This window comes from Halomicrobium sp. HM KBTZ05, from assembly GCF_041530035.1.
Lineage (GTDB): Archaea > Halobacteriota > Halobacteria > Halobacteriales > Haloarculaceae > Halomicrobium.
The window spans coordinates 1,761,680-1,785,230 of the sequence record NZ_CP168057.1 but is presented as its reverse complement, the minus strand read 5'-3'; the positions used below and the strand labels follow the sequence as shown (position 1 = coordinate 1,785,230).

The 23,551-nt window shown below is 66.9% G+C and carries 23 protein-coding genes; 8 read left to right on the top strand and 15 right to left on the bottom strand.

All coding sequences use genetic code 11. The annotated features are described in order from the left end of the window. Positions 1–78: 78 nt before the first annotated feature. Positions 79–789 carry a dolichyl-phosphate hexose transferase gene (locus ACAH01_RS09385; RefSeq protein WP_372478997.1) on the top strand — a complete coding sequence of 237 codons (711 nt, stop codon included), beginning with the start codon at positions 79–81 and terminating at the stop codon, positions 787–789. On the opposite strand, the gene ACAH01_RS09380 is transcribed toward ACAH01_RS09385, so the two are convergent. From ACAH01_RS09380 to ACAH01_RS09355, 6 genes are read right to left on the bottom strand one after another with little or no spacing between them, the layout of a single operon-like run. Then, positions 790–1,329 carry a gluconate 2-dehydrogenase subunit 3 family protein gene (locus ACAH01_RS09380; protein WP_372478996.1) on the bottom strand — a complete coding sequence of 180 codons (540 nt, stop codon included), beginning with the start codon at positions 1,327–1,329 and terminating at the stop codon, positions 790–792. Next, complete coding sequence (locus ACAH01_RS09375) at positions 1,326–3,323, bottom strand: hypothetical protein (protein ID WP_372478995.1); 1,998 nt, start codon at positions 3,321–3,323, stop codon at positions 1,326–1,328. The genes ACAH01_RS09380 and ACAH01_RS09375 overlap by 4 nt, the downstream gene beginning before the upstream one ends. After that, positions 3,320–4,453: an ABC transporter ATP-binding protein gene (locus ACAH01_RS09370; protein ID WP_372478994.1), complete on the bottom strand. Its 1,134-nt coding sequence runs from the start codon at positions 4,451–4,453 to the stop codon at positions 3,320–3,322. Before ACAH01_RS09370 ends, ACAH01_RS09375 begins: the two co-directional genes overlap by 4 nt. Then, positions 4,443–6,068, bottom strand: coding sequence for an iron ABC transporter permease (locus tag ACAH01_RS09365; protein WP_170094260.1), 1,626 nt, complete (start codon positions 6,066–6,068; stop codon positions 4,443–4,445). Before ACAH01_RS09365 ends, ACAH01_RS09370 begins: the two co-directional genes overlap by 11 nt. Next, on the bottom strand, positions 6,068–7,261 hold the full coding sequence (locus ACAH01_RS09360; protein WP_170094261.1) for an extracellular solute-binding protein: 1,194 nt from the start codon (positions 7,259–7,261) through the stop codon (positions 6,068–6,070). The genes ACAH01_RS09365 and ACAH01_RS09360 overlap by 1 nt, the downstream gene beginning before the upstream one ends. A 34-nt stretch (positions 7,262–7,295) precedes the next feature. Continuing rightward, a complete protein-coding gene (locus tag ACAH01_RS09355) occupies positions 7,296–8,456 on the bottom strand; it encodes an alpha-1 4-glucan-protein synthase (RefSeq protein ID WP_372478993.1) in 1,161 nt (386 codons plus the stop codon). A gap of 205 nt (positions 8,457–8,661) precedes the next feature. Between ACAH01_RS09355 and ACAH01_RS09350 the strand changes: the two genes are divergently transcribed. The 3 genes from ACAH01_RS09350 to ACAH01_RS09340 are packed head-to-tail and all read left to right on the top strand — an operon-like array spanning position 8,662 to position 11,343. Then, on the top strand, positions 8,662–9,405 hold the full coding sequence (locus ACAH01_RS09350) for a beta-ketoacyl-ACP reductase (protein ID WP_153553319.1): 744 nt from the start codon (positions 8,662–8,664) through the stop codon (positions 9,403–9,405). Between the two features lies 1 nt (position 9,406). After that, positions 9,407–11,002 (top strand): acyl-CoA carboxylase subunit beta, encoded by a 1,596-nt coding sequence (locus tag ACAH01_RS09345; protein ID WP_170094264.1) that lies wholly within the window; start codon positions 9,407–9,409, stop codon positions 11,000–11,002. 2 nt (positions 11,003–11,004) lie between these two features. Further along, entirely contained in the window at positions 11,005–11,343 is a 339-nt protein-coding gene (locus tag ACAH01_RS09340) for a hypothetical protein (RefSeq protein WP_372478992.1), read from the top strand. 3 nt (positions 11,344–11,346) lie between these two features. On the opposite strand, the gene ACAH01_RS09335 is transcribed toward ACAH01_RS09340, so the two are convergent. Continuing rightward, positions 11,347–11,562 carry a hypothetical protein gene (locus ACAH01_RS09335; protein ID WP_240936967.1) on the bottom strand — a complete coding sequence of 72 codons (216 nt, stop codon included), beginning with the start codon at positions 11,560–11,562 and terminating at the stop codon, positions 11,347–11,349. Between the two features lie 121 nt (positions 11,563–11,683). Here ACAH01_RS09335 and ACAH01_RS09330 point away from each other — a divergent pair, with 121 nt between their 5' ends. Together ACAH01_RS09330 and ACAH01_RS09325 are read left to right on the top strand one after the other, a co-directional pair. Continuing rightward, positions 11,684–12,835, top strand: a complete 1,152-nt coding sequence (locus ACAH01_RS09330) for a thiolase family protein (RefSeq protein WP_372478991.1) — start codon at positions 11,684–11,686, stop codon at positions 12,833–12,835. 79 nt (positions 12,836–12,914) lie between these two features. Next, the gene (locus ACAH01_RS09325; RefSeq protein ID WP_170094267.1) at positions 12,915–13,280 is read left to right on the top strand and encodes a Zn-ribbon domain-containing OB-fold protein; all 366 of its coding nucleotides are present in this window, start codon (positions 12,915–12,917) and stop codon (positions 13,278–13,280) included. A gap of 63 nt (positions 13,281–13,343) precedes the next feature. Here ACAH01_RS09325 and ACAH01_RS09320 read toward each other — a convergent pair whose 3' ends face one another. From ACAH01_RS09320 to ACAH01_RS09305, 4 genes are all read right to left on the bottom strand, one after another. Continuing rightward, positions 13,344–13,823, bottom strand: coding sequence for an HTH domain-containing protein (locus ACAH01_RS09320; protein WP_372478990.1), 480 nt, complete (start codon positions 13,821–13,823; stop codon positions 13,344–13,346). 150 nt (positions 13,824–13,973) lie between these two features. Continuing rightward, positions 13,974–14,564, bottom strand: coding sequence for a hypothetical protein (locus tag ACAH01_RS09315; RefSeq protein ID WP_372478989.1), 591 nt, complete (start codon positions 14,562–14,564; stop codon positions 13,974–13,976). A gap of 295 nt (positions 14,565–14,859) precedes the next feature. Next, positions 14,860–15,405 (bottom strand): DNA starvation/stationary phase protection protein DpsA, encoded by a 546-nt coding sequence (gene dpsA, locus ACAH01_RS09310; protein ID WP_372478988.1) that lies wholly within the window; start codon positions 15,403–15,405, stop codon positions 14,860–14,862. Positions 15,406–15,621: 216 nt separating this feature from the next. Further along, positions 15,622–15,999 (bottom strand): hypothetical protein, encoded by a 378-nt coding sequence (locus ACAH01_RS09305; protein ID WP_372478987.1) that lies wholly within the window; start codon positions 15,997–15,999, stop codon positions 15,622–15,624. A 111-nt stretch (positions 16,000–16,110) separates the two neighbouring features. Between ACAH01_RS09305 and acs the strand changes: the two genes are divergently transcribed. After that, the gene (acs, locus tag ACAH01_RS09300) at positions 16,111–18,210 is read left to right on the top strand and encodes an acetate--CoA ligase alpha subunit (RefSeq protein WP_372478986.1); all 2,100 of its coding nucleotides are present in this window, start codon (positions 16,111–16,113) and stop codon (positions 18,208–18,210) included. Next, entirely contained in the window at positions 18,207–19,274 is a 1,068-nt protein-coding gene (locus ACAH01_RS09295) for a phosphotransacetylase family protein (RefSeq protein WP_372478985.1), read from the top strand. The genes acs and ACAH01_RS09295 overlap by 4 nt, the downstream gene beginning before the upstream one ends. Before the next feature lie 57 nt (positions 19,275–19,331). Here the strand turns inward: ACAH01_RS09295 and bioD are convergent, their stop codons facing one another. Genes bioD through bioB form a run of 4 tightly spaced genes read right to left on the bottom strand, consistent with a single transcriptional unit; the run spans position 19,332 to position 23,419 of the window. Next, the gene (gene bioD, locus ACAH01_RS09290) at positions 19,332–20,006 is read right to left on the bottom strand and encodes a dethiobiotin synthase (protein WP_170094274.1); all 675 of its coding nucleotides are present in this window, start codon (positions 20,004–20,006) and stop codon (positions 19,332–19,334) included. Beyond that, a complete protein-coding gene (locus ACAH01_RS09285) occupies positions 20,003–21,202 on the bottom strand; it encodes an aminotransferase class I/II-fold pyridoxal phosphate-dependent enzyme (protein ID WP_372478984.1) in 1,200 nt (399 codons plus the stop codon). Before ACAH01_RS09285 ends, bioD begins: the two co-directional genes overlap by 4 nt. Further along, positions 21,202–22,287, bottom strand: coding sequence for a transcriptional regulator (locus ACAH01_RS09280; protein WP_372478983.1), 1,086 nt, complete (start codon positions 22,285–22,287; stop codon positions 21,202–21,204). The genes ACAH01_RS09285 and ACAH01_RS09280 overlap by 1 nt, the downstream gene beginning before the upstream one ends. Before the next feature lie 4 nt (positions 22,288–22,291). Beyond that, positions 22,292–23,419, bottom strand: coding sequence for a biotin synthase BioB (bioB, locus tag ACAH01_RS09275; RefSeq protein ID WP_170094277.1), 1,128 nt, complete (start codon positions 23,417–23,419; stop codon positions 22,292–22,294). Positions 23,420–23,551: the final 132 nt, after the last annotated feature.

Below are 23,551 nucleotides of genomic sequence, written 5' to 3'. Positions count from 1 at the left end.
AGGCGACGTGTGTTACCACCTCGCGTTTTCTTTTGGGTAACCTAAAACTCAAGTACGTCCGGCAGAGACCCCTATCTAATGAGCCAACAGACGGTTTCAGAAGGGGAGGATGGGTTCACCTTCGACGACCTGACGGTCGTCATGGGGACGTACAACGAGGCCGAAGCGATCGGGACGGTCCTCTCTGACATCGACGCCGAGACGGACGGCCGCGCGAACGTGATCTGTGTCGACGGGTCGAGCGACCGCACGCCGGAGATCGCCCGCGACCACGGTGCCCGCGTCATCGAACAGGAGCCACAGGGGTACGGTGTCGCCGTCCGCGAGGCGGTGCTGGCCGCCGACCGGCCCGTGGTCGTCACGACCGACTGTGACGACACCTATCCGATGGATCGACTCGGCGACTTCCTCGAACTGATCAACGACGGCGCGGACGTGGTCAGCGGCGACCGGCTCTACCACGGTGCCGATCCGATGCCGGCGTTCAATCGCTTCGGGAACCACGCCTTCGCCGTCCTGGCGAGCGTGCTGATGGGCGAGCGCGTCCACGACACGACGACGGGCATGCGAGCCTACCGCCGCGAGGTCGTCCAGAAGATCGAGTGGACAGAGAACACCGGCCTCTCGGCAGAGCTGTTGATCCGCCCGCTGATGCGGGGCTACGACGTGCGCGAAGCGCCCATCGCCTACGCCGAGCGGGCCGGCGAGACGAAGCTCGACCCGCTCTCGGGCGGTGCAGCCATCGCGAAGTCCATCGTCAAAGTCTGCGTCCAAGAGCAGTTCCGCTGATCACCGGTCGGGCGGCTGTCGGTAGCTCTCCGTCCCGCCGGGGTGGCCCTGCGGATTTTCCAGGCCCACGAGCTTGCCGCCGGTCGGCGACGAGTACAGCGCGTACTGGAGTTCGTTGACCAGGTAGTACCGGACTCGCTCTTCCGGCCGTCCGTCTGGGTCCGGATCCGCGGTGTCGACGCTGAACTCCCGGAGCAACTCGTCTCTCCCTGCCTGATCGAGCGCTGCGAAGGACTGCTCTTCCCACGTCTGGGCGTAGGATTCCAGTTCGTCCAGCGCCGTCGCCACGCCACGCCCGTACGCCGGCCGGTCGGTGACTTTCCCGACGACGTACCGCTCGACGAACGCGTCGACGTTGTCGACGGCCTCGGGATAGATCGTGTCTGCGAGCGCGAGCAGCGTCTCTCGCTGTCGCTCGGACAGCCCCGGCTGCTCGTCGTCTCGGCGGAGCCGATCCCAGGTCAACGCGCTCCCGGCGGCGACGCCGCCAACGGCGAGCGCGATCACCGCGTCGCGTCGTGTGAGTTCGTAGTCGGTCATGGTGTCGTCAGCGTCGTCTCGATCGAGACGCCGTCCTCGTGGCTGCCGGGGACGTACGCCGCTTCGCCGCCACAGAGTCGCCCGTCCCGACAGACCTCCGCGTACGGCGTCAGGACGCGGACGCGTCCGTCGGCGGTCTCGACGGGCACTTCGAACCGGTAAGTGAAACCCGCTCCGGTGCCGTAGTCGACGAACGCCGACAGGACGAGTCGCTCGCGGTCCGCGAGGGGGACGACCGTCCGGTCGAGCCCCTCGCCGGTCAGTGCCGCCCGCTCCCCGTCGAGGGCCAACTGGAGCGACAGCAACTCACGGCCGGCCACGTCGGCGGTCGTGTAGCCGCTCCCGTTCTCGCTGGCCAGCCGAATCGACACCCGCTGTGCGAACTGTGGCACTCCGAGCGTCGTCTCCTGACGCACCGTCTCGCCGCTGGCGTGCGCGACGCGCTGGAGTCGCGGCTCGACGGTCGCGCCGGTCGTGGGTGACCACGGCCCGCGGTAGGTGTACCGATAGATCTCCCGGTCCGGGAACGCGTCGACGACGGCGAACTGCCGCTCGTCGAGCGCGTACACCGTCCCGTCGTCGTAGCTCGGGTCGTTTCGCAGGGCCTGGAAGGGATGGCCCAGCCAGTCGCCGTACGGCGTCGGCAAGAAGACGAGCCCGTCGTCGAGCGACCGCTCCTCGAACGGTTCGTACGCCTGCTCGTAGCGGTCGGTGACGGCCGCGTTGTCCGACATCGGCTCCGCGACCATGGCGACGCCCAGACCGGCACAGAGCGTCGCGGAGAGGACGAGCGCCGCGGTGACGTGTCGGGCGCTCGCCCAGGAGCGACGCTGCACCGTCTGGCGGAGCCGATCCCACGCGACGGTCAGCCCGACCGCGCCGAAGACGGCCGTCGGCAAGAGGAGGTCGACGTGGTAGTACGTCCCGAGCGTGTGGACCAGTCCGTCGCCGGCCCGATCCAGTTCGCCGAGCGTATTCAGCGTGCCCCAGAAGAAGAGGTTCCCGACGGGGACCGTCAGGGCGATCCCGGCGACGGTCGCCTGTCGCGGCGTCAGTCCCCGCCTGATCGCCGTCGCGAAGCCGAGGACGGCCGCCAGCGTCCCCAGCGCACCGGCGACGACCCACCTGGTCGCGTACACCCACAGCGCCTCGGCGTTCGAGCGCAGCGCCAGCGCGGGCGTGTACTCCCGGCTGTAGCCGGCGATCTCTCGGACGCCGAAGCCAGGTCCGTCCATGGGGGCGAAGACCTGGTAGGGAAAGCGCAGCGGATCGCCGGTCACCACCGCGTTGTAGCCAAGCGCCACGGCGACGCCGACGATCCCCAGCGCCGCCGTCAGGCCCTGTCGCACGAGTGGCTCGCGCTCCAGTTCCCGCAGCGTCCACAGCGCGTGGGCGATAAACGGCGCGGCGAACAGGACCGCGGTGTAGGGGCGCGCGAAGAAGGCGATCCCGATTGCCGCTCCCGCCGCGACCGCGCTCGCCCGACTCCCGGTCCGGTCGGCGTGGAGGTACGCCGCCGCGAACCCGAGGTTCCAGAGCGTCGTCGGGACGTACGGTAGGAACACGGACGCGTCGACGAGAAAGAGCGGCGAGCCCAGCAGCAACCCCCCGGCCAGCAGTCCCCGCCGACGGTCGAACAGTTCCGTGCCGACCCGAACCGTCAGCGCGACGACAGCGCCGGCCACGAACGCGAGCGCGACGCGGGCGCTGCCCAGAAGGGTCCCGACCGCGAACATCGCGGCCGGCACGGGCGAGTACTTGGGGTACAGCCGGCCGTCGCCGGCCTCGACGAAGAACCACGGTCGGAACGCGTCGGTGACGGGCGGATCGAGGAACAGCCGTCCATCCAGCAACATGGCCGCCTGCTGGAGGTAGACGGCCTCGTCGTGGTTGGTCGTGTGGTAGGGAAACACCTGCGTCGCCAGCGCGTAGACGACGATCCCCGCCGTCACCGCCAGCCCCGCGACCGCGAGCCGGTGGCGGCGGCGCGTCATTCGGTCGGGTACCAGGCCAGCGGGTGATCGGCCGTCAGGTCGATCTCGACCGGTTCGCCCGGTTCGAACGACTCGCTGTGGTTGTGCAGACAGTGGACCACGTCGCCGCTGTGGAGCTTCACCCGGTAGACGAAGGAGGGGCCGTTGTACTGGCGCTGCGTGACGTAGCCGTCGGCGGTCGACTCCGCCGTCGGGATCGCCCGCAGGTCGTCGGGCCGGACGAGCACGTCGACGGTCGCGCCGTTGTACGCCTCGACGGGGCCGTTGAGCCGCGCCGTCCTGAACGTCCCCATCCCGGTCTCGATGTCGTCGCCGGCCACACGGGCAGAGAGGAAACTCGCCTGCCCGAGGAAGCTCGCGACGAAGCGCGACTCGGGATTCTCGAAGACCTCGGCGGGATCGCCCACCTGCTCGATCGTACCGTCGTTCATGATCGCGACCCGGTCGGAGATCGAGAGGGCTTCCTCCTGGTCGTGCGTGACCGAGATCGCGGTCACACCGGCTCGCTTGAGGATCTTCCGGACCTCCTCGCGCATCTCGACACGGAGGCGCACGTCGAGATTCGAGAACGGCTCGTCGAGCAGCAACACGTCGGGTTCGGGCGCGAGCGAACGCGCCAGCGCGACCCGCTGTTGCTGGCCGCCGGAGAGCTTGCTGGGCATCTTCTCGCGGTGGTCGGTGAGATCGACGAGTTCCAGCAGCTCCGTGACCCGCTCGTCCGCCTCGTGGCTGTCGGCGTCCCGGAGCCCGAAGGCGATGTTCTCCGCGACGTTCAGGTGCGGGAAGAGCGCGTAGTCCTGGAAGACGATCCCGACGTTTCGCTCCTCGGGCTTGCGGAAGGTCGATCCGTCGGCGACGGCCCGATCCTCGATCTGGATCGAACCACCCGATGGACGTTCGAGGCCGGCGATCATGCGCAGCGTCGTCGTCTTCCCACAGCCCGAGGGGCCGAGCAGTGTCAGTAGCTCGCCGTCGTTGACCGACAGCGAGAGGTCGTCGACCGCCGTCTCCGCGCCGTACTCGCGGGTGATCCCGTCGAGTTCGAGGACGGTCGCGGACGGATCGTCGACCGCCGATTCGACCGAGTCGAACGCTGCTGTCGTGTTGCGTGTGTCTATGTCAGGCTCCATTCTGTTGTTCCCTCCCGAGGATGACGAGCATCGACAGTCCGGACACGACGACGAGTACGAGCGCCGGGACCGCGGCCTGCCCGTAGTAGCCGGACTCCTGGACCCGCCAGATGTACGTGACGAAGGTCTCGAAGCCCAGCGGCCGCAACATGAGCGTCGCCGGCAGCTCTTTCATCGTCGTCAGGAAGACCAGCGCGCCGCCGGCCGCGATACCGGGCGCGACCAGGGGCAAGACGACCTTCCGGAAGGCCGTCAGCGGCGGGTATCCCAGCGACCGAGCGGCCTCGACGTAGCTGGGATCGACCTGTAACAGCGACGACTTCGTCGTCCCCACCGCCTGTGGCATGAACCGGACGACGTAGGCGAACACGAGCAGGAACACCGTGTTGTAGACGAAGGGGACGTACTTGAGGCTGAGGAAGACCAGCGCGAGGCCCAGCACGACGCCGGGGACCGCGTAGCCGACGTAGCTCAGTCGGTCCGGCAGCGAGCTGACCCGCGAGTCGCCACGGGCCGCAAGGTACGCAAGCGGGAGCGCGACGACGACGCTGACCGCCGCCGCTGCGGCCGCGACGGTCAGCGAGTTCCAGGCAAAGCCCAGCTCGAAGGGCCGGCCAGCCCCTGAGTAGCCGACGCCGCCCCTGACGAGCCACTGGAGGAGAATCGCGATCGGCAGCGCGAGTCCGAGCGTCGCGACCGCGCCACAGAACAGCGTCGCCGGGAGCTTCCAGACGCCGAGTTTGATCTCGCCGGGGCGGCGCGCGCCGCGACTGACGTACGCGCCGTCTCGACCGGCCTCGATCCGCGACTCGATGGCGAGGACGACGACCGCCATGGCGAGCAACAGCCACGAGAGCACGGCAGCGTAGTCGATCCGGCGCGCCCCGAACTCGTTGAAGATCATCCGGGTGAACACGTCGTACTTCATGATCGACGGCGTCCCGAAGTCGCCCAGCGTGTAGAGGGCCACGAGCAGCCCGCCGCCAGCGATTCCCGGCAGGATCTGGGGCAGCGTGACGCGCTTGAACGCCTCCCAGCGCGTGTGGTTGAGCGACCGTGCAGCCTCGACGATCGTCCCGTCGAACGACAGCAGGGCGGCGCGGGTCGTCAGGAAGATGTAGGGGTACGTAAACAGCGTCAACACCAGCGTCGCGCCCGGGAGCCCGTAGATCGCCGGGATCCGTTCGACGCCAAGCGGCGCGAGCAGGTTCGAGAGGTGGCCCTGCGGGCCAAAGGCCGAGACGAACGCGAACGCGCCGATGTAGCTGGGGACGACCAGCGGCAACGCGCTCGTGACCGTCCAGAACCGGCGGAAGGGGAGGTCCGTCTGGACGGTCAAAATCGCCAGTGGCACTCCGACGAGCGCGGACAACAGGGTCACGCTGCCCACCAGCACGATCGTGTTCGCCGTCACCTCGATCGTCGTCTGGCTGGTGAGCAACTCGATCGCACGCGCGGTGTCCATCTTGCCGGCCCGGAGGACGAGCCAGGCGAGCGGCGAGAGCACGAGGAGCGTGATCGCGACGGCGACGCCGGAGAGCACCCTGGAGGCGGAGCGTTCGGTGGTCGCTCCCTGGGTCTGCTCGGCGACGCGGTCGCGATCTCCGGTGGCCATCAGAGGACGCCGACCTCACGCAGCATGTCGACGGTCCCGCCCAGATCCGACAGCTCGCCCAGATCGATGTCCGGCGGGTTCAGCTCGTCGATCGTCGGGAGACCGCCGACCGGCTCGACGCCCGAGATCATCGGATAGGCGTACGTCCGGGTGGCGAAGAACTCCTGGGCCTCCGCCGAGAGGACGTGTCGGAGGAAGTTCTCCGCGAGTTCCTTGTTCTCGGTGCCGTCGAGGATCTGGGCACCGGAGACGTTGACCAGCGCACCGGCGTCGCCCTCGGTGAACGCGAGGTCGATCGGGGCCGAGGAGCGGTCGCTCTGGACCCGCAGCGAGTAGTAGTGGTTCGCGAAACCGGCCGAGATTTCGCCGTCGGCCACGCGGTTCGAGACGGCGAACTCGTTGTCGTAGGTCGTCACTCCGAGGTCCTGCATGGACTGGAGCCACTGGCGGGTCGTCTCGTCGTCCTCGATGACACGCATGGCGGTCACGAACGACTGGAAGGCGCTGTAACTGGGTGCCCAGCCGAAGGAGTCTCCGAAGGCGCTCGTCTCGGGGAACTCCGCGACCGTACTCGGCACGTCACTGGCCGAGAGTTCGTTCGTGTTGTACGGGATCGCGCGGGCGCGGCCGGCGAAGCCGACCCAGCGGCCCTCGCTGTCCTTGAAGGCGTCGCGAACCGGATCGGTCACTTCGCTGGACATCGACGCGGCGTTTCCGTCCTGTGCGACCGATCCGAGTGCCCCGGCGTCGACGGCCATGAACACGTCGGCGGGCGTCGAACCGGCGTTGTTCTCGACACTGATTCGGTTCGCGAGGTTGCTGGCCGAGTCCTGTTGACTGCTGACGGTAAAGTCGGGATAGATCTGTTCGAGGAGATCCACCAGATCGAGGTAGAGGCCGCTCTCGCCACCGCCGAGGAACATCGTCAGTTCGCCCGAGAGGTCCGGGAGGTCGTCGATGCTGGTCCCCTCCGGGGCGGAGCGCTGTTCGACGAGTGGGCCCGAGCCGCGGAAGTCACCCACAGACAGCTCGCTTCCGCTCGTCTCGCCGCCCCCACCAGGGAGCATGTCCGTACACCCGGCGAGCGCGCTGGCGGCGAGCGTGCTGCTCGCGGCCAAGAAACCGCGTCGTGACGACGGACGCGTGCGATCTCGATCCGATCGATCGTCGTCGTCGGCGTTGTGTTCCATCATTGGATTTAGGCCCTCCTAAACAACTTATACCTTTCTAATCGTCCGCCGGTACGGCGGTCGGTTCGTCGCTGAGGCTGCCCGGGTCGATCTCGTCGAGACAGCTCAGCCAGTCGAGCATGTACTCGCCACAGTAGTTCAGGAACGGGCCGTTCTCCCAGTCGTCGAAGTCGCCCTCGGCGAGGGCCTGGGCCATCGCCCGGAAGACACCGGCGTAGCTCTCGGCGTCGTCGCCCGCGTCGTCGACGATCTCCCAGACGTGTTCGTTCAGTTCGAGGCCGTGGACCTCGTTGGTGAGGTCCGAGAACGTCGAGCGGGGAGCCTTGTTGTGTTCACAGAGGGGATCGCCGTTGTACACCTGCTTGCCGAGCACGTCGGCGGCCCGTTTGAGGAAGAGTCCGCTCCAGATGTCGTCGAAGCGACCCACGTCCCAGCGGTTGTCGTCCATGGGCAACTGGTAGAAGGCGGGGATCACTTCCCGGCGGAAGGCGAGGTTCATCGAGCAGACAGTGAGGTACTGGCCCGGTGCGGCGACGAAGTCCGTCCCGTAGTCCTCGCTGGTCGTGCGCGTCTGGGCCTGGCCCTGGAGATCGCCGTCCATCAGGATACGGACCGCGTCGAGATCGGGGACGTTCGTCCAGAGACCCTGTGAGGCGACGACCTCGTCGACGTGGGCGGTCTCGGTCTCGACGGTCTCGTCCATGGCGGCGTAGGGGTAGCCACGCGGGTAGAGGTCGTGGTCGGACTGGTAGAGGACGTTGACCCACTCTTCGTCCGAGCGGACCTGCTCGATCTCGCCGTCGTGGTCGAGGTTCCGCATGTGGGTGCCAAAGAAGTCCACGTCGTCGTGGGGGAGCGTGTCGTCGTCGATGAACACGCCGTACTCGAAGTCGTTGGCCCACATGTACAGCAGGCCGAAGGAGGTCTGTGCGTGACTGGCCTCGGGAATCAGGTGGTCGTACTCGCTCACGCCCTGCCGTTCGAACCACTCGGTGCGGCGCGAGCCGTCGAACACTTCGCCGTCGACGCCCAGATCGTCGATCAGCGCGGCCATCTCGTCGGTGTCACAGAAGTCCTCCGTCACGAGAACGAAGGACAGACGGTCGGTGTCGAACCCGTGTCGACGCGCGTTCTCGACGTACGCCTCGATGCACTCGTACTCCCTGATCGTCGGTACGACGACGCAGATGTCGGTCATTGGTTGCCCACATCTCTTTAGGCAACCCTAAAATACCTGTCGTTGTCGTCTATCGCCCACGAAAGATGTCTTCGGAATAATTTGCCAGTCGGTAATGAATGTATATAGTAAATATAGGCTGAATAAGGAGAACTATTATTTGCTTGCCCGCGGCGTGTTCCAGTACCATGAACAGACGAACTACTGGGGGCGATCGCGGCCAGCCATGAATCTCGATGGCCAGACCTGCGTCGTGACCGGGTCGTCGCGCGGGATCGGACGCGGTATCGCCAAAGACCTGGCCGCCCACGGGGGCGACGTCGTGGTGAACTATCGTTCGTCGGAAGACGAAGCCAGAGCCGTCGTCGAGGAGATCGAAGACGACGGCGGCACCGCGATGGCCGCACAGGCCGACATCTCCGAGCAGGACGACGTGGAATCGATGGTCGCGGCGGTACACGACACGTTCGGGTCGGTAGACGTACTCGTCAACAACGCCGGGGTCACCATCGACAAGAAGTTCGAGAACATGACCCGCGAGGACTGGGAGACGGTCATCGACGTGAACCTCGGCGGCGTCTTCAACTGCACGAACGCCTTCTACGAGGACATCGAGCAGTCCGAGGCCGGGCGACTGATCAACATCTCCTCGGTCGTCGGCCAGCAGGGCAACTACGGGCAGGCCAACTACGCGACGACGAAGTCCGGTCTGTTCGGGTTCACGCGCACGCTCGCGCTCGAACTCGCCGACACCGGCTCGACGGCCAACTGCATCGCACCGGGGTTCGTCGCCACGGACATGCTCGAAGAGGTTCCAGAGCGTGTGCAGGAGAAGATTCTGCGAGAGATCCCGCTGAATCGGTTCGCCACGGTCGAGGACATCTCGGGGATCGTCCGGTTCGTCGCCAGCGAAGAGTCGAGCTACATGACCGGGCAGGTGCTGGGCGTCAACGGCGGTATGGAGTGGTAACATGAGTGAGCACGACACAGATTCGGACGGCCAAGCGGAGACCGACGACGCGGTCTCTGACCCTATCGAGGAGCTTCGGGAACGCAAACGCGAAGCACAACTCGGCGGCGGCGAGGATCGCATCCAGGCCCAGCACGACAAGGGGAAGATGACTGCCCGCGAACGGATCGACTTCCTCGTCGACGACGGAACGTTCAACGAGATCGACCCCTTCGTCGAACACCGGTCGACGAACTTCGGGATGGAAGAAAAGCAGTTCGCGGGCGACGCCGTCGTGACGGGCTACGGCGAGGTCGACGGGCGGAAGGTCTTCCTGTTCGCCCACGACTTCACCGTCCTCGGTGGCTCCGTCGGCGAGGTCGTCGCCGACAAGATCTGCAAGGTGATGGACAAGGCCATCGAGAACGGCGTGCCCGTCATCGGGCTGAACGACTCCGGCGGCGCGCGCATCCAGGAAGGGGTCGACTCGCTCGTCGGCTTCGCCAAGATCTTCCAGCGCAACACGGAGGCCTCGGGACTGATCCCGCAGATCTCGGCGATCATGGGGCCGTGTGCCGGCGGCGCGACCTACTCGCCCGCACTGACGGACTTTACCTTCATGGTCGAGGACACCAGCCACATGTTCATCACGGGGCCGGACGTGATCGAGACGGTCACCGGTGAACAGGTCTCCAAGGGCGAACTCGGCGGTGCGGGCTCACACGCCTCGAAGTCCGGCGTCGCCCACTTCGCCTACCCGAGCGAGGAGGCCGCACTGGAGAACATCCGGCGGCTCCTCTCGTATCTCCCACAGAACAACATGGAGGACCCGCCGCGGGTCAAACCGTGGGACGAACCGGACCGCGAGGTGCCGGAGGTCACCGACATCGTCCCCGACGCCCCGCGCAAGCCCTACGACATGACGAAGGTCATCGGGAGCATCGTCGACGAGGACTCGTTCTTCGAGGTCCACGAGAACTGGGCGCGCAACGTCGTCGTCGGCTTCGCCCGGATGGACGGGCGCTCGGTCGGGATCGTCGCCAACCAGCCCCGGGTCAGCGCCGGGACGCTGGACATCGACGCTTCCGAGAAGGCCGCCCGGTTCATCCGGATGTGTGACTCGTTCAACGTCCCGATCGTCTCGCTGGTCGACGTGCCGGGCTTCATGCCCGGGACCGACCAGGAGCACAACGGGATCATCCGCCGCGGGGCGAAGCTCATCTACGCCTACGCCGAGGCGACGGTGCCGCTGCTGTCCGTGGTCGTCAGGAAGGCATACGGCGGGGCCTACATCGTCATGTCCTCGAAGTTCCTCGGTTCGGACGTGAACTACGCCTGGCCGGGCTCTGAGATGGCGGTGCTCGGACCGCGCGGCGCGGTCAACATCCTCTATCGCAACGAGATCGCCGAGGCCGACGATCCCGACGCCCGCCGGCAGGCGCTCATGGACGAGTTCCGCGAGGAGTTCGCTCACCCCTACGGGCCGGCCAAGCGGGGCTACCTCGACGACGTGATCGAACCGAAGGACACCCGCAAACGACTGATCGACGACCTCGACCTGCTGGAACGGAAACGCGAGGAGTCGCCGCCGAAAGACCACGGCAACATCCCACTGTAACGATGTCGTCACTCGAATCAACCGACGACGAAGAAGCGGTCGAGGACGCCGACGAGACGACGGTGACCGTCACTGCCGGCGACCGGGAACTGGACGTGTCGCTCCCGGACGACGCCTCGCCGTCCGAGGCCGCGGCCATCGCCTCGGCGATCAGTGCTCACGTCACGGATCGCCAGCGCGCTGGGGCCGCCGCGGCAGCGGCCGCGAGTGACTCCGAGCCCGAGTACGCCAACGAGTGGGTACTCGAAGGGCGTCTCGAACGCTTCGGCAAGCGCCGCCGCCCACAGCGAGTCGAGCGAGGCGACGAGTGGAAGGCGGCCGGTCGGTCGTTCTATCGGTAGGCGCTACTCCGCGCCGTTCATCTCTCGGAGCACTTCGAGGTCGCGGGTGGTCTTCGCGAACTCCGCGGTGGGATTGTACGCGTCACAGTGGTCACACTGGAACCGCTCTCCCGACGCCGGAAGCTCGGAGAGGCGCTGTTCCCACTCGGTCGTGCAGTCGGGACACTGGAGCTGTATCCAGGCTTCCTGCATGTGTTCGTGTGCCAGTGGCACACTCATATACTTTGTCCGGGCTCTCGACCGCCGGGAACGCGGGCCACAACGACACCTAGAGTGACAGGTCAGGGCAAAGACAACTGGAACCACAACGAACACAATACCCCCGCGAGTCCCCACCCACATGGGAGTCGCCGTAATCGAAGCGTCGATGACGAAGTTCGGCCAGCGCGACGCCTGGCTCCGCGATCTACTCGCGGAGGCGGGCGAGGCGTGTCTGTCCAACGCACCCATCGACAACGACGACGTGGAGCATCTGTACGTCTCGAACATGTCCAGCGGGGAGTTCGAGGGGCAGACGGGCGTGATGAACTGGCTGGCCCACGATCTCGGCCTGCTGCCGGCCTACAGCGAGCGGGTCGATCAGACGTCTTCCTCCGGCGGTGCGGGGATCTACGAGGCCTGGCAGTCAATCGCCTCCGGCGCGAGTGAGATGACGCTGCTGGTCGGCGGCGAGAAGATGACCCACAAGACGACGCCGGAAGCGACCGACATCATCGCCTCGATCACCCATCCCGACGAGTACAAACACGGCGTCACGCTGCCGTCTTTCGCCGGCCTGACCGCTCGCCACTATCTCGAACGGTTCGACGCCCCCCGCGAATCGCTGGCGAAAGTCGCCGTGAAGAACCATCACAACGGCGTCGACAACCCCAACGCGCAGTTCCAGAAAGAGATCACGATGGAGACGGCCCTGGAGTCGCCGATCGTCGCCGACCCGCTGCGCCTGTACGACTTCTGTCCGATCACGGACGGCAGCGCCGCGATGCTCTTTACCACCGAGGAGCGGGCGGCCGAGTTGACCGACGACTACGCCGTCGTCTCGGGGATCGGCGGCGCGACGGACACCCACGTCGTCCACGAGCGGACGGATCCGACGGTGATGGGCGGGGTCGTCGAGTCGAGCGACCAGGCCTACGAGATGGCCGGCCTGGGTCCCGACGACCTCGACGTGGCCGAACTCCACGACATGTTCACGATCTTGGAGTTCCTCCAGCTGGAGGGGATCGGCGTCGCCGAGCAGGGCGAAGCCTGGGAACTCGCGATGGACGGGTACACGGACAGAGACGGCGAACTGCCGATCAACACTTCCGGCGGACTGAAGTCCAAGGGCCACCCGCTCGGCGCGAGCGGGGTCGCTCAGGGCGTCGAGATCTACGAACAGCTCGTCGGCGAGGCCGGGCCTCGACAGGTCGAGGCCGACGTGGGACTGGCCTGTAACGTCGGTGGCTTCGGGAACTGTGTCATCACCACGATCATGGAGGCCGCAGAATGACTGCTGTTGGACACGCACACCTCGGAGGCTCGTATCGCGCGCGACAACGTCACACTCGGTCACAGGGAGGTGACCTCGCGTGACCTTCGACGCACACCGCTGTGAGAACGGTCACGTGACCTATCCCGGCCACACGTTCTGTCCGGAGTGTGGCGAGAAACAGACCGAGACGATCGACCTCTCGGAGCGCCGCGGCGAGGTCGTCACCTGGACTCACTCGACGGCGACGCCGCCGGGCGTGCGCGAACCGAACACGCTGGCGATCGTCGAGTTCGACGTGGCAGACACCGTCGTCCGCGCGCTCGGCCAGGTCACGACCGAGGACGTCGAAACCGGCGACGTGGTCGAACCGGTGTACGTCGAGGAACTGCGTGATCCCGAGATCGGGATCAAGGAACCGGAGAGTCAGGACTGGGACGGGTATCGGTTCCGACCAGTCCAGTGAGGCGTCTCGCCGTCGAACAACTGGTCGGAAGCGGCTCAGTTCCGACCAGTCCAGTGAGACGTCTCAGTCCGCCGTGACGGTCGTCCGTCGAACCGGTTCGTCGGTGGACTGTTCGACCAGTCGGTCCAGACAGTCCGCGACGGATTCGGTCTCGGAACCCGCCGCGTGCGGTGCGACGGTCCGGAGGTCGCCGTCCTCGTAGAGTGCGAGACAGATCGCGGGAAAGACCAACTCGGTGCGCTTCTCGCCGGTCTCCATCGAGTAGCACTCTCGGGTGTCGAAAAACGGCGTCAGCCGGGCACCGTTGGACCGGGCCCAGTCGCTGAACTCGTTGTACCGACGCCGCTGTTCGGGCGCGTCCGCCCCGTCGACCGGCAGTCGCTTGTCCCACGACGTTACGCTGTAGCCGTCGAGCAGCCCCTCCGACGTGAGCCGCTCCAGTCGCGCGATGGTCCGCTGGCTGCTCTGGGTCGCCGGTGTCGGGAGGGCCTCCCGAACGAATAGCCTCGCCCGAACTCCCCCCGGCCGCTCTGTCGTGGGCATGGTGTCTCTCCGTAGTAGCCCACGAATAATAAATCATTATGTTTTTTAGAGTATATTCATTCGTGGCGCTACGAGAACGAGTGCAGTACGGCGGATGGGCCTTACAGCTGGTAAATTCTGGCGTTCGAGCGTTTCCAGTCGATTCGGTGGTTACGACGATTCGTCGTCGTCCGAATCAGTCTGGTCGGTCACGTCGTCTTTCAGCGACCGTAGTTCCGCGTCCACGTCGACGGGCACGTCTCCGTTCTCGTCGCCGTCCTCTGATTCGGCTGTCGTGGCCGAGTCCGCCGAGCTATCGCCGGCCTGCTCCTCGATGCGGGACTCGATGTCCGCTCGCAGGCGACGCGCTTCGGTCAGGAGTTCGCGCGCCTCGTCGTCCGTGGGCTGGCCCTCGACGGCGTCCTGGAGGTCCGCGAGCGCGCCGTCGAGCTTCGAGAGCGTGGTCGCGCTGAGGCGCTCGGCGCGGGCTCGCACGTCGCTCCCCTCCGAGTCCGCAGTCGGTGCTCGACCGTCCGCCATCCGTAGCGCCCGCTGGAGGAGCTTCAGGGCCTCGATGTTGGTCCGCAACAGGAGGATCGTCGCGGGAATGGCGACGTCGCTGGTCAACCGCATCAGTTCGCGGGGCGTCGGCGGACGCAGCCGGTCGTCGTCGTCCCGTGGCTCGAACTCGGTTTCGAGCCGCTGTAACGTCGTGACGAGTTCGCCGACCAGGGACGCCAGATCGTCGTCGGAGCTGCTCATACGCGCTCTTGCAGTGTGAGATATAAAAACCCAGCCGCGGTCAGATTAGGCGAACCAAAATCCTTTTAGCTTTAGGCATACCTAAGCTCCGGTAATGGCACCCGTCTCGGAACGCGAACAAGATTCAGACGACGCTCGGACAGAACCGTCGGTCAGCGCCCATCAGAGTTCCCCCGACAGAACGGTCTTCACAGAAGACGGAAACTCCGACGCCTGGATCGCGACCGACCTCACGGTCGAACCCTGGGAGTAACGCGGCTCTTCTCCCCGCTACTCGATACCGTCAGTTGCCACGCTACTGCATCGCGTGCTCGGTGACGAGCGTGTCGTCTTCGAGGTAGTGCTCGATGTGGTGGGCGTCTTCTTCGGTCTCGACCAGGATCTCGCGGAGGATCTGTGCCGTCGCGTGGTCGCCGAGGTTGGTCGCCAGCTCGACGTGATCACGTAGCGACTCGATGATCTCGCCGTACATCTCGAGGTCGTTGGCCAGCGAGGTCCGGATGTCGTACACGTCCTCGTCTTCGGATTCGACCGGCGCGTGGTCAGCCAGTGCGGCCGGTCCGGCGACGGGCGTCCCACCGAGTGCCTGGGCGCGCTCGGCGAGTTCGTCGGCCGCTACTTCGGCGTTTTCGGCGGCGTCGCCCAGGAACAGGTGGAGGTCACGGAACTCCGCCCCCTCGACGTTCCAGTGGTGCTTCTTGAGCTGGTGATAGAGGACGTAGGTCGCCGCCAGGTCGCTGTTCAGCGCGTCGATGATCTGCTCGGACTTGTCTCGCTCGAGGCGAAGCTCGTTGTCACCGACGGTGCCAAACTCCTGCTGGACGGACGTTTGTTTGCTCATGGCAACTACGACTACTACCGGACGGCACTTAAAACCTTCGCGATTCCAGAAACGATTTTTTTCTTTTGGCAAACCTAATTCTCGAATCCTGCACAACGTGGCAACTAGATGTAGTGTTTTCCACGCTCTGTGGGAGCCGATCAGCCGAGACGACCTGCTGTCCGATCGGGAACGACGGTCCCAGAAAGTCGACCGCCGGCAATGTCGGGTCGCGACCTACAGCGTGCGGTCGAGCGCCACGTACGCGACACCGTCCGGTGGCGTCGACGACACGTCACTCGCGGTCGAGACGGTCCGGCGGTGTACGTCGACGACGGCACCGAGCATCGCATCGCTGACGCCGAGTGCGTCCCCGAACTCGTCCCACACGGTCGCCGGCACTCGCAGGTAGTAGACCTCGGCCGTGCGCTCGATCAGCGGGTCCTCGTACTGCTTGCGCCACTCGTAGACGAGGTTCTCGACGCCGGGCAACTCCTCGACTGCCGCCTGGTGGTCGGCGAGTCGCTCGGTCAACGCTGCTGGATCGACCGCGAACTCGCTGGCCGATCGCTCGACGTCGGTGGTGTCGAACAGGTCGCTGTCGGCGGACTCCATCGCGCGAGGTTCGCACTCGATGCATAAAAGTCTCAACAATCGACGGGCCGTTCTCACCGCCCGAGACACCGCCAGCAGAATTATCCCGTCACGCAGGGAAGGTCGAACTGCATGGGACGCCTCTCAACGTTGTTCTCGCCCGACCGAGTCGCCGTCGTCGGTGCGACAGACTCCGACGGTGCAGTCGGTCGCGCGATCACGGAAAACTTGCAGGCGTCGTTCACGGGTGATATCGTCGCGGTAAACCCGTACAAGGAGAGCGTGCTGGGTCTGCCCTGCCACGACACCGTGGCCGACGTCGAGGCAGACATCGACGTGGCGGTGATCGTCGTCCCACCCGACGTCGCCGTCGACTCGATCCGCGAGGCCGGCGAGGCCGGGATCGAGAACGTCGTCGTCATCACCGCCGGCTTCGGCGAAACCGGTACGGAGGGTGCAGCACGCGAGAAAGACCTCAGAGAGACGGCCGCCGAGTACGACCTCAACCTCGTCGGCCCGAACAGCCTCGGCATCATGAGCACGCCGACGGGGCTCAACGCCACGTTCGGCAACGAGATGGCAACGAGTGGCGGTATCTCGTTCATGAGCCAGTCTGGCGCGTTCGTCACGGCCGTCCTGGACTGGGCCGCCGAACGCGACGTGGGATTCAAAGACATCGTCTCGCTTGGCAACAAGGCGATCCTCGACGAACGGGACTTCATCGACGAGTGGGGTGCAGACCCCGACACCGACGTGATCCTCGGCTACCTCGAAGACATCGAGGACGGCGCGGGCTTCGTCCAGACCGCCCGCGAGGTCACACAGGAGACGCCGATCGTGCTCGTCAAGTCCGGCCGGACCGACGCCGGTGCCAGCGCCGCCGCCTCTCACACCGGCGCGATGGCCGGCTCGGAAGCGGCCTACGAGGCGGGTCTCGAACAGTCCGGCGCGATCCGGGTCGAGACCGTCCAGGAGCTGTTCGACTACGCACAGATCCTCGCCGACCAGCCCCTCCCGGAGGGGAAGGAAGTCGCGATCGTCACGAACGCGGGCGGACCCGGCGTGATGACTACCGATGCCGTCGGCGACAGCGGCCTCGAACTGGCCGACCTCACCGACGACACCGTCGAGCGCCTCGCCGAGACGATGCCCGACGAGGCCAACATCTACAACCCCGTCGACATCATCGGCGACGCACCGGCGGCCCGATTCGAGGCGGCCCTGGAGACCGTCATGGCCGACGACAACGTCGCCATGGCGGTCGTCGTCGCCTGTCCGACAGCAGTCCTCTCGTTCGAGGAGCTGGCGGAAGTCGTCGTCGACTGCCAGCAGGAGTACGACATTCCCGTCGCGACCACGCTGATGGGCGGCCAGAGCGTCGGTCCCGCTGCCTCGACGTTGACCGAGTCCGGCATTCCGAACTACTTCGACCCGGCGCGGGCCGTCGACAGCCTCGACGCGCTGGCCCGCTACGACGACATCCAGTCCCGTGAGTACACCGACCCCGAGACCTTCGACGTGGACCGCGAGCGGGTCCGGAGCATCCTGTCGTCGGCCGCGGACCGAAACCAGAACCGCCTCGGCGTCGAGGCCATGGACTTGCTCGACGCCTACGGGATTCCGACGCCGGAGGGCGAGGTCGTCGACTCCCCGTCGGAGGCCCAGTCGGTCGCGGAATCGATCGGCGACGAGGTCGTCATGAAGATCGTGAGTCCGGACATCCTCCACAAGTCCGACATCGGTGGCGTCGAGGTCGGCGTCTCACCGGAGGACGTGTGGGACACCTACGAGGACCTCGTCGTGCGAGCGCGCAACTACCAGCAGGACGCGACGATCCTCGGCGTCCAGGTCCAGGAGATGCTGGACGTCGACGCGGGCACCGAGACGATCCTCGGGGTGAACCGAGATCCCCAGTTCGGCCCGCTGGTCCTGTTCGGACTCGGCGGCATCTTCGTCGAAGTACTCGAAGACACGACGCTCCGGGTCGCGCCGGTCTCGGAGCCCGACGCCCGCTCGATGCTCGACGACATCGAGTCGGCCCCGCTGTTGCGGGGCGCACGCGGTCGCGATCCGGTCGACGAGGACGCGCTCGTCGAGACGATCCAGCGCCTCTCACAGCTCGTCACGGACTTCCCAGCGATCGTCGAACTGGACATCAACCCGCTCGTCGCGACCAACGACGGCGTCGCGGCGATCGACCTGCGGCTGACCCTCGATCAGGAGGAACTATGAACACGCTACTGGTCACCTCGACGAACGACGGCATCGGCAAGACGGCGATCACCCTCGCGCTCGCTCGGCGCGCACAGCAGGCGGGCTACGACGTGGGGTACATGAAACCGAAGGGCACGCGGCTCCAGAGTGCGGTCGGCAAGACCCGCGACGAGGACCCGATGCTCGCGCGCGAACTGCTCGATCTCGACGCGGAGATGCACGAGATGGAGCCGATCGTCTACTCCCCGACGTTCATTCAGGAGGCGATCCGCGGGCGCGAAGATCCCGACGAACTGCGCGAGCGGGTCGTCGACAGCTTCGAGGATCTGGCCGAGGACAAAGACCTGATGATCGTCGAGGGGAGCGGCGACCTCTCGACGGGGAGCATCGTCGACCTCGACGACGTGGACATCGCCGAGGCCCTCGACGCCCGCATGTTGCTGGTCACGGGGTACGACTCCGTGGCGACGACCGACGCGGTGCTTGGCAGCGCACAGACGGCCGGCGACCGGCTGGAAGGCGTCGTCTTCAACGGCGTCGCCGACGCCAAGATGGACGACCTCAACGACGACGTGATCCCGTTCCTCGACGGGCGGGACGTTCCGGTGTTCGGCGCGCTCCCGACGGTCCCGGAGCTGTCGGGCGTCACCGTCGAGGAACTCGCCCGGAGCCTGGGCTGTAACGTCCTGACGCCGGATATCGACCTCGACAAACACGTCGAGCGGTTCACCGTCGGCGCGATGGGCGGCAGCAGTGCGCTCGACCAGTTCCGGCGGACACGGGACGCGGTCATGATCACCGGCGGCGACCGCTCGGAGGTCCAGACGGCCGCACTGGAGTCTGCGGGCATCAAGGCGCTGTTGCTGACCGGCGGCTTCCGACCGGCCAGTGCCGTCCTCGGTCGCGCACAGGAAGAGGGCGTCCCGATCTTGCTCGTCCAGTCGGACACCCGGACGACGATCGATCGCGTCGAGGACGTTCTCCACGCGGGACGTACCCGAACCGGAGACACCGTCGACCGAATGGGCGAACTGCTCGCCGAAGGCGTCGACGTTGAACGGCTGCTCTCGGTCGATCTCTGAGCGAGCCTCGCTGGACCACTCCGCAGACGACTGGTCGGCGGTCCGCTGGCAGCACTCTCAGTCGCCGCCACTTTCGACGCCGCGAAATCGCTCGGGGAGCGCCGACGCCACGGCGTCGACGAGCGCCTCGCCGTCTGCCACGTCGACCGGCGGCAGCGTCGCCACCGGCACGTCGTTGGCCGTCTCGATCTCGCGTGGATTCGTCCGCTCGGCGACGGTCGCGCCCTCGTACTCGTTCAGGACGACCCCGCGAACGGAGACGCCCCGGCGACGCAGCGCCTCGACGGTCAGTGCCGTGTGATTCAGCGTCCCCAGCCCGGAGCGGGCGACGACCAGCGTCGGCAGGTCGAGGTCGCCGACGAGATCGACGACCTCGTGGGTCGCCGTCAGCGGGACCCGAAGTCCGCCGATCCCCTCGACGACGGTCGCCTCGCTGTCCTCGACGGCCGCGCGACAGCCGGCCAGCAGACGGTCGTAGGAGAGTTCGACGCCCGCCTCGCGGGCCGCAACGGCGGGGGCCAGCGCCGGGCCGAGTCGTTCCAGACAGGTCGCGGCCGCGGCGTCGCCACAGACGCGCTCGACGAAGCGCGCGTCGTCGTCCGCCGGGACACCGGTCTGGCAGGGCTTGACCGCGGTCGCGTCGATTCCGTCCCGGCGGAGCCACCCCGTGATGCCGGCCGTGAGGACCGTCTTGCCGACGCCGGTGTCGGTCCCGACCACGAACAGGCTCACAGCAGCTCACACTCCGTGCCGGCACGCGCGAGGGCGTCGAGACAGCGCTCGATCGCCACCTCGTCGTGGGTTGCCATCGGCGCGACCCGGAGCCGCGACCGGCCAGCCGGGACGGTCGGCGGCCTGATCGCCGGTGCGACGATGCCCCGCTCGCGGACGGCCGCCGCGAGTGCCATCGCGTCGTCTCGGTCCCCGACGACCACGGGGAGGATGTGCGTGTCGCCCAGCACCTCGAACCTGGCGGCTTCGAGGCCGTCCCGGAGCCGTTCGACGTTGTCCCAGAGTCGCTCCCGCCGAGACCCCTCGCGGGCGATCCGGAGCGCCTCGCGTGCCGCTCCGGCGGCCGGCGGTGCGAGTCCGGTCGAGAAGACGAACGTCCGGGCCTCGTTGAGCAGGAACTCGATCAGCGTCTCCGCACCGGCGACGTACCCGCCCTGTGCGGCCAGTGCCTTCGAGAGGGTCCCGAGCTGTACGTCGACCCGGTCGCTCACGCCCTGTGCCTGGACGACACCGCCACCGTCGGTACCGACGACGCCGGTCGCGTGGGCTTCGTCGACCATCACCCACGCGCCGTGGCGCTCGGCCACGTCACAGATGTCGGACAGCGGCGCGCGGTCGCCGTCCATGGAGAACACGCTGTCGGTGAGGACGAGCCACGACTCGTCGTCGGCGTCGCCGCTTCGGGCGTCCATCCGCCGCGCGAGATCCGCGGGATCACAGTGGTCGTAGACCACCGTCTCGCCGGCCCCGATCCGACAGCCGTCGACGATGCTGGCGTGGTTCAGCTCGTCGGAGAACACCACGTCCGGCGCGAGCGCGTCGATCACACCGACGTTTGCAGCGTAGCCAGACGAAAACGCGAGCGCGCGCTCCGTTCCCTTGCAGTCTGCGAGGTCGCGCTCCAGGGCTCGATGGAGCGTCGTATCCCCCGTGACGAGCCGCGACGCGCCGGCACCGGTACCGATCGACCGTGCCGCGGCCTCGGCCGCTCGCTGGACCCGGCCGTCGTCGGCCAGCCCGAGGTAGTTGTTCGCGGCGAAGACCAGCTCCGGCTCGCCGAAGTCGGCGGCGTCACCGCCCGGATCGTCGGCCAGCCGGGTCCGGCCGGCGACCGATTCGGCGGGGTTCAGGTGGCGTCGCAGGCCGCGCTCCTCGCGCTGTTCGAGCCGTCGCCCGAGCGAAAAGCCGTGTGTCATCAGAACGTCGGCATCAGTTCTGCCGGCCCGTAGACGCCGTAGTCGCCCGCGCGATTTCGCAACACGGCGGCCTTCAGGTAGCCGATCGCGGGGCCGTTGACGTTGGCTTCCATGCTCGTCGCGTCGTCGAGCTGGAAGGTGTTGGTCCCCGTCTCGCCGTCGAAGGTCCTGCCGGTCACGCTGACGGTCGTCGTCGTCGGCTTCTCGTCCTGTCGCACGTCGAGAATCCCGCCGACGGTCACGTCCTCGGCGTCACAGACGCCGGCCCGCTCCAGCAACACGTCGTCGGCGTGTTCCATGTCGTCGAACTCCAGGCGACCGTCGTGCTCGTCGATCAGCGCCTCGATCTCCGCCTCGCTCATCTCGCGGGCCGACTCGATGTCGTAGCCGTCGAGGTGGGCGATGTCCTCTCGCACGGTGCCGCGGTTGTCCTCGTAGCCCGACTTCAGGCCGACGCCCCACCAGATCTCGACGGACTCGATCTCGACGAACGACTGAGCGGCGAGCGCCGCCGCTCCGGTGAGCAGCCCCGGCGTCGCACCGGCCCCACAGACGAACGTGATGCCGGCGTCGACGAGTCGCTCCTCGCGGTCTTCCAGCATCCCGATCACGCGCGAGCGTTTGAGCACGTCGATCAGGACGCCCTCGTAGTCGGCGTCTGCGAAGCGCTGGGCGACCCGAGGGATGAAGTCGTGCTCCAGGTTGGGCAGCGCCATCAGGACCGCGTCGATCTCGTCGGCTTCGGCGATCACGTCGTCGATCGGCGTCTCCGTCTCTCGGCCCTGGTCGCTGGCGACGATGCCGGCCTGCTCGCCGTGCTGTTTGACGCCGCCGGCCGCCGCGCCGCCGTCTGATCGCAGATCAGACGAGCCGTCGGTCGCGTCGGGGTCGTCGGCCGGGCCGCTCGCGATGTTGCCCTCGGTGGCGTCGAGCAGTTCCTCCACGTCGAGCCCGTCGTGGTCGATGGCGACCCCGTTGCGATCACACGCCGCGACGGGCGTGAGACCGTCTCGGTGGGTCGCGACTTCGAGCGTTCGTCTGCCGATACCACCCGTTCCGAGTACTGCGAATCGAATGTCGTCCATGGTGTCAGTCTCCGGATTCTGCTTCGCTGGTCGCCGTCCCGGCCGCCGTCTCGACGACGGCGTCGGGATCTGTTGCGTCGCCGTCTCGCTCCTTGACCGCCGCCGGGTCGAACTCGTTTTCGGCCATGTTCGGCTCCAGTCCCGCTCGCTCGACGGTCTCGATGTCGTCACCGGGCGACTGGCCGTCCGTCGTCAGGTAGTCGCCGGTGAGCATCCCGTCGGCACCCGCCTCGAACGGGAGGTGCTGTTCGTCCTCGTCGAGGTTGACCTCCCGGCCGCCGGTGAGTCGGACCCGTGCCTCGGGGTGGAGGAATCGGTACACTGCGATCGTCTTGACGATCTCCTCGGTCGTGATGTCGGCCGTCCCGTTCAGCTTCTCGGAGAGGGGCGTCCCGGCGACCGGATTGAGGATGTTGACCGGGAGCGAGGACACGCCGATGTCCTGGAGGGCGACCGCCGCGTCGACGCGATCCGCCGGGGACTCGCCCATCCCCAGAATCACGCCGGCACAGAGGTCCATGCCTGCCTCCTTGGCGACTTCCAGGGTCGCGACCCGATCCTCGAAGCTGTGGGAGTCGACGATCTCGGGGAAGAAGCGCGGCGAGGTCTCGATGTTGTGATTGTAGTGGTTGAGTCCTTCGTCGGCCAGGATGGCCGCTTCTTCCTCCGTGAGGATGCCGAGACTCGCGTCGACCTCTACGGCCGTCTCGTCGCGGACGAGCCTGATAGCTCGCAACACCTCGCGCCACTCCTCGGGTCGGTGCTCTTTCGAGACCCCCTTCTCGGCGACGACGATCCCGAAGCGCTGGGCACCGTCGCGTTCGGCGCGCTTGGCCGCGGCGAGGATCTCCTCGGGATCGAGGAAGCCGTAGTTCTCGATCCCGGTGTCGAAGTGGACCGACTGGGCACAGAAGCCACAGTCCTCGGCGCAGTTGCCGGCCTTCGCGTTCACGATCGAGCAGGCGTCGACGGTCCCGTCACCGAACTGTGACCGGACGTAGTCGGCCCCCGCTGCGAGTTCGCCGACGGGCTGGGCCAGCAGCGCGAGCCCGTCGCGGCGATCCAACTGTTCGCCGTCGATCACGCGGGCGACAGCGTCGTCGATCGTTCGGTTACCTGTCTCGTAAACCACATGCTAGGTGGCAGTTGACGGAACCTTATAGGTTCGGGTCGCGGGAGGGCGACCGTCGCCCCGAGCAGTCGGTCACGGACCGCCGCCGAGAGGGTCGTCCACCCGCCGCAGTGTCTCGGAACGATGGGAAAT

What these genes read in the sequence shown, in the direction of transcription:
- ACAH01_RS09380 (WP_372478996.1), bottom strand. Translation starts at nt 1,329, where the DNA reads ATGACCGACTACGAACTCACACGACGCGACGCGGTGATCGCGCTCGCC.
- ACAH01_RS09315 (WP_372478989.1), bottom strand. Translation starts at nt 14,564, where the DNA reads ATGAGCAGCTCCGACGACGATCTGGCGTCCCTGGTCGGCGAACTCGTC.
- ACAH01_RS09370 (WP_372478994.1), bottom strand. Translation starts at nt 4,453, where the DNA reads ATGGAGCCTGACATAGACACACGCAACACGACAGCAGCGTTCGACTCG.
- ACAH01_RS09320 (WP_372478990.1), bottom strand. Translation starts at nt 13,823, where the DNA reads ATGCCCACGACAGAGCGGCCGGGGGGAGTTCGGGCGAGGCTATTCGTT.
- ACAH01_RS09340 (WP_372478992.1), top strand. Translation starts at nt 11,005, where the DNA reads ATGTCGTCACTCGAATCAACCGACGACGAAGAAGCGGTCGAGGACGCC.
- ACAH01_RS09285 (WP_372478984.1), bottom strand. Translation starts at nt 21,202, where the DNA reads ATGACACACGGCTTTTCGCTCGGGCGACGGCTCGAACAGCGCGAGGAG.
- ACAH01_RS09360 (WP_170094261.1), bottom strand. Translation starts at nt 7,261, where the DNA reads ATGATGGAACACAACGCCGACGACGACGATCGATCGGATCGAGATCGC.
- ACAH01_RS09280 (WP_372478983.1), bottom strand. Translation starts at nt 22,287, where the DNA reads ATGGACGACATTCGATTCGCAGTACTCGGAACGGGTGGTATCGGCAGA.
- ACAH01_RS09385 (WP_372478997.1), top strand. Translation starts at nt 79, where the DNA reads ATGAGCCAACAGACGGTTTCAGAAGGGGAGGATGGGTTCACCTTCGAC.
- acs (WP_372478986.1), top strand. Translation starts at nt 16,111, where the DNA reads ATGGGACGCCTCTCAACGTTGTTCTCGCCCGACCGAGTCGCCGTCGTC.
- ACAH01_RS09335 (WP_240936967.1), bottom strand. Translation starts at nt 11,562, where the DNA reads ATGAGTGTGCCACTGGCACACGAACACATGCAGGAAGCCTGGATACAG.
- ACAH01_RS09355 (WP_372478993.1), bottom strand. Translation starts at nt 8,456, where the DNA reads ATGACCGACATCTGCGTCGTCGTACCGACGATCAGGGAGTACGAGTGC.
- ACAH01_RS09365 (WP_170094260.1), bottom strand. Translation starts at nt 6,068, where the DNA reads ATGGCCACCGGAGATCGCGACCGCGTCGCCGAGCAGACCCAGGGAGCG.
- dpsA (WP_372478988.1), bottom strand. Translation starts at nt 15,405, where the DNA reads ATGAGCAAACAAACGTCCGTCCAGCAGGAGTTTGGCACCGTCGGTGAC.
- ACAH01_RS09350 (WP_153553319.1), top strand. Translation starts at nt 8,662, where the DNA reads ATGAATCTCGATGGCCAGACCTGCGTCGTGACCGGGTCGTCGCGCGGG.
- ACAH01_RS09330 (WP_372478991.1), top strand. Translation starts at nt 11,684, where the DNA reads ATGGGAGTCGCCGTAATCGAAGCGTCGATGACGAAGTTCGGCCAGCGC.
- ACAH01_RS09345 (WP_170094264.1), top strand. Translation starts at nt 9,407, where the DNA reads ATGAGTGAGCACGACACAGATTCGGACGGCCAAGCGGAGACCGACGAC.
- ACAH01_RS09305 (WP_372478987.1), bottom strand. Translation starts at nt 15,999, where the DNA reads ATGGAGTCCGCCGACAGCGACCTGTTCGACACCACCGACGTCGAGCGA.
- ACAH01_RS09375 (WP_372478995.1), bottom strand. Translation starts at nt 3,323, where the DNA reads ATGACGCGCCGCCGCCACCGGCTCGCGGTCGCGGGGCTGGCGGTGACG.
- ACAH01_RS09295 (WP_372478985.1), top strand. Translation starts at nt 18,207, where the DNA reads ATGAACACGCTACTGGTCACCTCGACGAACGACGGCATCGGCAAGACG.